This is a genomic window from Gilvibacter sp. (genome assembly GCF_013214815.1).
Classification (GTDB): domain Bacteria; phylum Bacteroidota; class Bacteroidia; order Flavobacteriales; family Flavobacteriaceae; genus Gilvibacter.
On record NZ_JABSPU010000093.1, the window covers coordinates 1 to 7,839 of the forward strand.

The window sequence follows — 7,839 nt, forward strand, 5'->3', positions numbered from 1 at the left end:
GCCCGTACGCCAAACTTCTCCGTAGGGTACTAAGCTGCCAAAGATCTCTCTGCCTGTTTTGGCGGGGCTGCAATAGAATACATCTACATGCAGGTTGCCTTGATTAAAAGTGATGGTCTGCTCCGGGCTGTATTTCTTGGTTTGCGACCGCATAATTGGTCCAATGACAAAATAAAACAATGCGATCAGAAGCAGTGCGCCGCCCAAGATCCGCATTAAAATTCCTTTGGATTTACCCATAAATTCTCGTCTTTCTGCTCAAAAGAATAAAGGTAGTAAATTTACAGGGAAGCAATTTTATGTGCTGCGATCAAACTTTTTTTAAATTTTTTGAAACGCTGTGAAAATTGTCTCGTCTTTAGACCGAATAGCAATCCAAAAAAACCATCAAGTGTCCGATCTGCTACTTATAGAGCGATGCAAGCAAAACGATAGAAAAGCCCAAATGGCGGTATACAATAAATACTGTGAGGGCATGCTGATCATCGCAAAAAGGTATATGAAAGACACGGCTTTAGCCGAGGATGCCATGCAGGAAGGTTTTATCAAGGCCTTTCAAAAATTGGCACAGTTCAAAGGGGACGTCACCTTTGGAGCCTGGCTCAAGCGAATTGTGATCAATACTTGTTTAGACGCCATCAAAGCACAGAAGGCAGTTTGGACCGGTATTAATGAAGAAGTGATGAGCGTGGTGGATGACCAGGACCATACGGTTCCCGATCACGCTACAGTTCAAGAAGTCAAGCAAGCAATTGCGCAGCTTCCTGAAAAGTATCGCTTGGTCACCCAACTCTTTTATTTAGAGGGTTATGACCACAGCGAGATCGCATCGATCATGAATATTAGTGAGGCGGCTTCCCGAACGAGTTTGTTCCGAGGAAAAAGTCAGATTAAAAAACAACTAAAGCATTTAGACCATGGCACAGGATATTAGAGATTTACTGCAGCGAGATGCCGAAAACGAGCAAGCGCAACTCTCGGCTGACCATCAGGACAAGTTCGCCCGCTTGTTGGACGAGCGTCTCCCTGAGAAGAAGAAGCCGATGTTCTTGTGGCTCAAAGTAGCCGCCATAGGGATTTTGCTTTTAGGGATCGGATATATTTTAATGACCAACAGCAGTGGGGAACCCCAAGAGCAAATGGCTGTAGAAGAAACCGTTCCTGCAGATAACCAAGACAATCAAGAAACGACCAAAGGCTTAAGTGATTTCTCTCCGGAGTTTAAAAAACTGGAGGACTATTACACCAGAAGCATCACCATGGGAATTGCCTCTTTGGAGGTCAACCCAGAGAATCAAGAATTGATCGACGGCTATATGAGACGCCTGTCGACCTTAGATAAAGAATACAAGAGACTGAATGCGGAATTGGTCAATGTAGGTCCTAATGACCTGACCGTGAACGCTCTGATCGATAATTTGAAATTGCGTTTGGAATTGCTACTCAAACTGAAAAACAAATTACGAGAACTTAAATCAGCAAATAATGAGAACAACAATCAAGTCTAATTGGATATTTGGGCTGCTCTTTTTGAGCACAGCCGCACTCTTTGGACAGGTTAAAGAGCAAAAGACCTTTGACACTGAAAAGGATGTCAGTATTCAGGTAAACAGTTCCTATGTGGACTTCGTTTTTGAAACCTGGAATAGAGGAAAGGTAGAAGTTACTGCGGAGTTGATCGGAGACGATCTTACTGCAGAAGAAAAGCAAGAGCTTTTAGATGCTTGGGACTTTAGCGTAAGCGGAGATGCAGACAATATTGTGATCACCAGCGGAACAAACTTCTCCATTGATTGGAGCGGAGACGCACTAGAATCCTTGGAGGCTTTAGAATCTTTAGAAGCACTTAAAGAGCTAGAAAATCTAGAAATCAATTTAGAAGGACTGGGAGAAGGCTTAGAGAAATTAGGGCCTATGTTACAAGATGTTTTAGGACCTATGATGGCCAATATGTCAACCAATCCTTTACCCCCCGATTTCCTAGAGGGACTGGAAGGGCTTGAGTTTGACTACGATGCCTATGAAGCCGACAAGGAAGGTTATATGAAGAAGTGGGAAGCCGAATTGGAAGAGCGCTTTGGAGATGATTTTGAGATCAAAATGGAAGCTTGGGGTGAAGAATACGCTGAAAAGTGGGAAGCCTGGGGCGAAGAATTTGGTGAGAAATGGGCCAAAGAGTTTGAAGACTGGGGCGAAGAGTTCGGTGAGAAATTTGCCGAGAACATGGAAAAATGGGCCGAAGGTTTTGGTGAAGACATGGAAAAGTGGGGAGAAGCCTTTGGAAAAGACATGGAAAAATGGGCCGAAGAACTTGAAGCCGAAATTGAAGAGCTTGAAAAGCAGAACGGCGGCAAGGTCTATATTCTTAATGGTGACGGTGTTGACCTTAAAGGAGCACGCCGTGTGATCAAGATCAAGATGCCTAAAGATGCTAAACTGGACCTCAACGTACGTCACGGAGAAGTGAAGTTGGGTGCCGTGAACAACATCAAAGCCAATCTGAACTACAGCACTTTTGTAGCTAATACTGTTGATGGAGGGGAAACCTCCATCAACGTATCTTACGCGCCAATCTATGTAAAGCATTGGAAGAACGGCGCTTTGGGAGCTGACTACGTAGATACTTGTGTGATCAATCAGGCAGACAACATTACCATGGAGGCCAATTCCAGCAATGTGACCTTTGGAGTATTGAGTAAAGATGCTATGCTTAATGGGTCTTACGGGGCCTTGGTGATCAATAATTTCGGATCTGAGTTTGAATCCGTGGCCTTGAATCTAGACAATACCGATGCCAATATCTTTTTGCCAGAAGTAGCTTTAGATCTGTTCTTTAACGGAAGAAAGTCTAGTATTGATCTGCCTTCTGGAATGCAAGCTACCTCTAACGAGATGAACGGGAACTCTATGTTAAAGGGGTATCACATCAATTCAAACTCCAACAGACTCATCAATATCACAGCTGCCTATAGCAATATAAAAGTACACTAAGCCTTATTTCATTTTAATGAGCTAAGGCTTTTTACAATTTTCTGACTACAACGGCAGTACCAAGATACTGCAGGTAATTGGAGCATTCTTCAGGTGCAGCGCGCACTGTAAAACTTCCGCTTTCTGTCACTCGTAAAGTGATGTCATTTTGGCCCTTGATGGGCTTTTCGTCTTTATACCAGGTAATGTTAGTGGTGTAGGGAAGCAGTAAACTCAGATCTACATATCCACTGTCTTTGATGATAATACTGGATCCCTCGGTGGTGAAATCGCCAGAGGTTTCTACGACCAGATTAGCAAATACCAATTCATCCACTTGTACTTCTGCTGTCCAGACTTGCTGCTCATCGAGCTTAAAATGTACAGAATAATAGTTGCCGCGGGCTAGATCCAAGGGAATGATTAATTGCGCTTCATCGGCTCCGGGTATGGGGCGCCTGTCCTTTTCTCCATAAATGCGCTGATACCATTGGTAGTCTTCTCCTTCTGTTTCTGAACAGGTGAGAGCTACAGGACCTCCGTCTGGACATTAGAGCGTTCTGCCTTCTATAGTGACTTCGTTTTCTTCTTCTGACATAGTTCATTGTTTTAGTAGGTAAAAGCTACAAAATCAGGTCTTTGGCGTCAATGGGTGAATCTACCTGAATTTAAAACACAAAAAAACCGATAGCTACTCCAGTAGCTATCGGTTTTTGATCCGTTGCTAACCTTCGGATCAACCAACTAAAAACAAGGAATGTGAATTAGTCCTTGGTTACTAACCTTTTGGTCATAAAGAATCCGCTTAAGAGCCCTGCGCCGGCCATAAAGAAAATTGAACCTGGAAAGGCAATTTCTTCGCTCATGCCTAAAACTTCGTGGAACAGCCCTCCAAAGAAGATCCCGGCACCAATACCCATAGAAAGCAGGGCTAAATTCAAGATTAGAATTTTAGATGTTCCGTGACTACCTCTTTTGTTACTAAAGAAGATGGAGGCGTCCGCGCCTTTTTCAATTAATGCGAGGCGCTCTTTGTTTCTGGCGCTGATGAATAGATAATAAAGGCCAAATAAGACTCCGAAAATGATTGGAATTATAATTACTTCTGATCCCATAGTTGTATAGATTTTGTTCGTTTTTTGTTTTGATTCAATTTAGATGATCTGATCATTTGCTATTAGGACGACCCCTTTTTTAGATCGGTTACAAAAACTTTCAATTATTTTTTTTCGGACCTTTTGTAACCGTTTTATAATTTGAAGCGTCTTACCTTAAAATGATCAAGACCACTGACCAACACCATATCGAGCAAACCCTTGCTGGAGACCCTCAAGCATTTGGGGAACTGGTAAGGCGCTACCAAGACTATGTCTTTACGGTGGTCAATCGTATGGTTCAGCACAGGGAAGAGGCGCAAGAGATCACCCAAGACACTTTTGTGAAGGCTTATAGTTCTTTAAAAAGCTTTAGAGGCGAATCCAAGTTTTCTTCATGGTTATATACCATAGCCTACAGAAAGGCCCTGGACAGACTCAAAAAGAACAAGCGCTACGTGGCCTATGAAGGTTTGGAGCAGATCTCAGATGCCGATCCGGATGTGGAAACGCACGGTCTTAAACGCATGATGGCCCAAGAACGATCCGAAGCGATCAAACAAGCCATAGCGGCTTTAGATCCGGTGAGTTCTGCCTTGATCACTTTTTATTATTATGAAGAGATGTCGGTCAAAGAGATTGAAGCCATCACCGATTTGACCGCAGACAATATAAAAGTTAAATTGCATCGTGGACGTAAACGTTTGCTGACTTTACTGCAGCAGAGTAACTTCCCGGAAATACAACAGAGTTATGGAACCCTTTAAAGATCCAAAAGACGCATTGACCAGAAAGTATATGAACGAAGCCGGTTTAGATCCAGCTCCGGAGGATACCTACATGGCAATTATGGATCAGATCACTGCGCTGAACACGTATTCATTGGCCTACAAGCCTTTGATCAGCCGTAAAGGATGGGCGCTGATCCTCGGAGGTTTTGTACTCTTTCTCATCGGCATCTTTTGGTTACCGATAGAACGCTTCTACTTAAATAATCTGCCTGAATTGACGTCGTTTAACCTGAGTGAGTATTTAAGCGGAATCCAGATGTCTTCAACCACGCTTTATGCCATTGGCTTCTTAGGGCTTTTCTTGGTACAGTTGCCCTTTCTCAAACGTCTTTTGGATTCTAAAAAAGCTTAGAAGAGTTGTTCCAAAACATAAACGCCTTCGTCACCGTGGCGGAATACCCCGCGAACTTCCTCCGCAGCATCGCCTACAGCATCTAATGGACCACATAGACCTGAACAATCAATTGGAATTTGTCCGTCTATCGTAAAGCCAAGTGTAGTATTTCCACGGATCCAATTGTAATAGAAGGAAGACGGGTAAATACGCGTGAGTGGTACGGTGAACGTAGTCTCTAAAGGTACTTCTGTCTTGCTGTCAACACTGATCAGCTCATATCGGGTATTGATGAACTCCGTTCCAGGATTACGCACCGCAATACGATTTACAGTGAGTTCGTAGGTGAATCCGGGTTCAAAATCGAAGCCTTCAATAAAGGCAGCTTCAATGTATTGATCGGTTCCGATACGGTCTTCTTCTTGAATCAACAATACCAGATTCAGTGAAGTCAGAGAGGTGGTCTTAAAGTGGTTGACAAATAGGTTGATGGTGTCTTCGGCCTGACTGCCGTCGTCAGAGGAACAGCCAAAAGCTACAGCTGCAAGCATCATCATTCCAAAAAGCTTTGATTTCATAACGAAGGGTTTAAGTTTTACTATAAGACTGTCACTTATCACAAGGGTTGCGTCTGACTTTAAAATTAAGCATAAAAAAACCGCCTCGAATAAAAGGCGGTTTTCATTTTTACTGCGGATGGGATTAATCCTCGGTCAGTACCCATTCTCCTTTGTCTAATAAAGGAATGGCTTGCTTGTACTTCACCGTTTTGGATTCACCGCTCATCACGTGTTTGATGGTCACCTTTTCGTTACGCCCGATCTTTGGACGCTCTCTGGTGATGGTTTCTGTTACTTGCTGTTGCTGTCCTTGTGTGTTTCCAGCAGCACGAGCTTGTGCAGCGCGTTCATCCATGTTCGGGATCTCGTCTTTTTGGGTAGTGAGTTTGTCGTTAGACTTCACTTGACGTGCCTCCTGAATGTTTTGATTCTCTTGAGGCAATTCTCCTTTGTACAAGAAAGAAAGTACTTCTTTGTTCACCTTGTCGATCATCTCTTTAAAGAGTTCAAAGGCTTCAAACTTATAGATCAAAAGCGGATCTTTTTGCTCGTGTACAGCCAACTGTACGGATTGCTTCAACTCGTCCATTTTACGCAGGTGAGTCTTCCAGCTATCGTCAATGATGGCCAAAGTGATGTTCTTTTCAAAGTCTTGAACCAATCGCTTACCTTCAGTCTCATAGGCCTGCTGCAAGTCCGTAGCTACGTTCAAGGTTTTAACACCGTCGGTGAAAGGCACCAAGATGCGCTTGTATTTATCGCCTTGGTTCTCGTAAACATTTTTGATCACCGGGAAGGCCTGCGCTGCAGCGCGCTCCATCTTGTCTTGATAGTGTCCGTAGGCTGCTGTGTAAACGGTTCCGATGATATCGTTCTCATTACCTGCATCAAACTCTTCTTCACTCACCGGGGAGCTCATAGAGAAGTAGCGGATCAATTCAAACTCAAAGTTTTTAAAGTCCTTTACTGGTTTGTTGGCTCCAACAATACTTTCCACGGTATCGTAGATCATATTGGCGATATCCACACGCAAACGCTCTCCAAATAAGGCGTGGTAACGACGTTTGTAAACCACTTCACGTTGGGCGTTCATCACATCATCGTATTCCAAAAGACGCTTACGAACTCCAAAGTTGTTCTCTTCTACCTTTTTCTGCGCACGCTCAATAGATTTAGAGATCATGGAGTGTTGGATCACTTCTCCTTCCTTAAGTCCTAAACGGTCCATCATTTTAGCAATTCGCTCACTACCAAACAGACGCATCAAATTGTCCTCCAAAGACACATAGAATTGCGAACTTCCCGGATCTCCTTGACGTCCGGCACGTCCACGTAGCTGACGGTCCACACGTCTGGAATCGTGACGTTCTGTACCAATGATCGCTAAACCACCGGCATCTTTGATCTGCTCAGTCAGTTTAATATCTGTACCACGACCGGCCATGTTGGTTGCAATGGTCACCTGTCCAGGCTTTCCTGCTTCCGCAACAATGTCGGCTTCTTTTTTGTGGAGTTTTGCGTTCAATACATTGTGCTCCACATTGCGGATGCCCAACATACGGCTCAAAAGTTCTGAGATCTCTACAGAAGTTGTACCGATAAGTACCGGTCTTCCAGCGGCAGAGAGTTCGGTAACTTCATCGATCACCGCATTGTATTTCTCACGCTTGGTTTTATAAATCTTGTCCTCTCGATCGTCACGGGCAATTGGACGGTTGGTTGGAATTTCCATCACGTCCAATTCGTAGATCTCCCAAAGTTCTCCTGCTTCAGTGATCGCCGTACCGGTCATCCCCGATAGCTTGCGATACATTCTAAAGTAGTTCTGCAGGGTTATGGTGGCAAAGGTTTGAGTAGCCGCTTCGATCTTTACGTTCTCCTTGGCTTCTATCGCTTGGTGCAGTCCGTCACTGTATCGACGGCCATCCATGATACGACCCGTTTGCTCATCCACGATCATCACTTTGTTGTCCATCACCACGTATTGGGTGTCCTTTTCAAAAAGTGTGTATGCTTTTAAAAGCTGATTCAAAGTATGGATACGTTCACTCTTTACAGAGAAGTCTCTAAAAAGGTCTTCCTTGAGTTCA

The 7,839-nt window shown here is 43.9% G+C and carries 9 protein-coding genes and 1 pseudogene; 5 read left to right on the forward strand and 5 right to left on the reverse strand.

Going from position 1 to position 7,839, the window contains the following annotated elements:
* Positions 1 to 240: DUF2911 domain-containing protein (locus tag HRT75_RS13470; RefSeq protein WP_291187750.1), on the reverse strand; the 240-nt coding region annotated here is incomplete at its 3' end.
* A 151-nt stretch (positions 241 to 391) separates the two neighbouring features.
* Here HRT75_RS13470 and HRT75_RS13475 point away from each other — a divergent pair.
* From HRT75_RS13475 to HRT75_RS13485, 3 genes are read left to right on the forward strand one after another with little or no spacing between them, the layout of a single operon-like run.
* On the forward strand, positions 392 to 934 hold the full coding sequence (locus HRT75_RS13475) for a sigma-70 family RNA polymerase sigma factor (protein ID WP_291187753.1): 543 nt from the start codon (positions 392 to 394) through the stop codon (positions 932 to 934).
* Positions 918 to 1,508, forward strand: coding sequence for a hypothetical protein (locus tag HRT75_RS13480; protein WP_291187756.1), 591 nt, complete (start codon positions 918 to 920; stop codon positions 1,506 to 1,508). The genes HRT75_RS13475 and HRT75_RS13480 overlap by 17 nt, the downstream gene beginning before the upstream one ends.
* Positions 1,486 to 2,991 (forward strand): TipAS antibiotic-recognition domain-containing protein, encoded by a 1,506-nt coding sequence (locus tag HRT75_RS13485; RefSeq protein WP_291187759.1) that lies wholly within the window; start codon positions 1,486 to 1,488, stop codon positions 2,989 to 2,991. The genes HRT75_RS13480 and HRT75_RS13485 overlap by 23 nt, the downstream gene beginning before the upstream one ends.
* 31 nt (positions 2,992 to 3,022) lie before the next feature.
* Here the strand turns inward: HRT75_RS13485 and HRT75_RS13490 are convergent, their stop codons facing one another.
* Positions 3,023 to 3,385, reverse strand: a complete 363-nt coding sequence (locus HRT75_RS13490; protein WP_291187762.1) for a hypothetical protein — start codon at positions 3,383 to 3,385, stop codon at positions 3,023 to 3,025.
* Between the two features lie 349 nt (positions 3,386 to 3,734).
* Positions 3,735 to 4,085: a DUF6249 domain-containing protein gene (locus tag HRT75_RS13495; protein ID WP_272833543.1), complete on the reverse strand. Its 351-nt coding sequence runs from the start codon at positions 4,083 to 4,085 to the stop codon at positions 3,735 to 3,737.
* Positions 4,086 to 4,246: 161 nt separating this feature from the next.
* Between HRT75_RS13495 and HRT75_RS13500 the strand changes: the two genes are divergently transcribed.
* Positions 4,247 to 4,831, forward strand: coding sequence for an RNA polymerase sigma factor (locus HRT75_RS13500; RefSeq protein WP_291187765.1), 585 nt, complete (start codon positions 4,247 to 4,249; stop codon positions 4,829 to 4,831).
* Positions 4,818 to 5,207 carry a hypothetical protein gene (locus HRT75_RS13505; RefSeq protein WP_291187768.1) on the forward strand — a complete coding sequence of 130 codons (390 nt, stop codon included), beginning with the start codon at positions 4,818 to 4,820 and terminating at the stop codon, positions 5,205 to 5,207. Before HRT75_RS13500 ends, HRT75_RS13505 begins: the two co-directional genes overlap by 14 nt.
* Here the strand turns inward: HRT75_RS13505 and HRT75_RS13510 are convergent.
* Together HRT75_RS13510 and secA are read right to left on the reverse strand one after the other, a co-directional pair.
* Positions 5,204 to 5,767 carry a DUF4377 domain-containing protein gene (locus HRT75_RS13510; protein ID WP_291187771.1) on the reverse strand — a complete coding sequence of 188 codons (564 nt, stop codon included), beginning with the start codon at positions 5,765 to 5,767 and terminating at the stop codon, positions 5,204 to 5,206. The two genes, HRT75_RS13505 and HRT75_RS13510, sit on opposite strands and share 4 nt — an antisense overlap.
* A 124-nt stretch (positions 5,768 to 5,891) precedes the next feature.
* Positions 5,892 to 7,839 (reverse strand): annotated as a pseudogene (gene secA / locus HRT75_RS13515) (preprotein translocase subunit SecA); the annotation flags it as partial.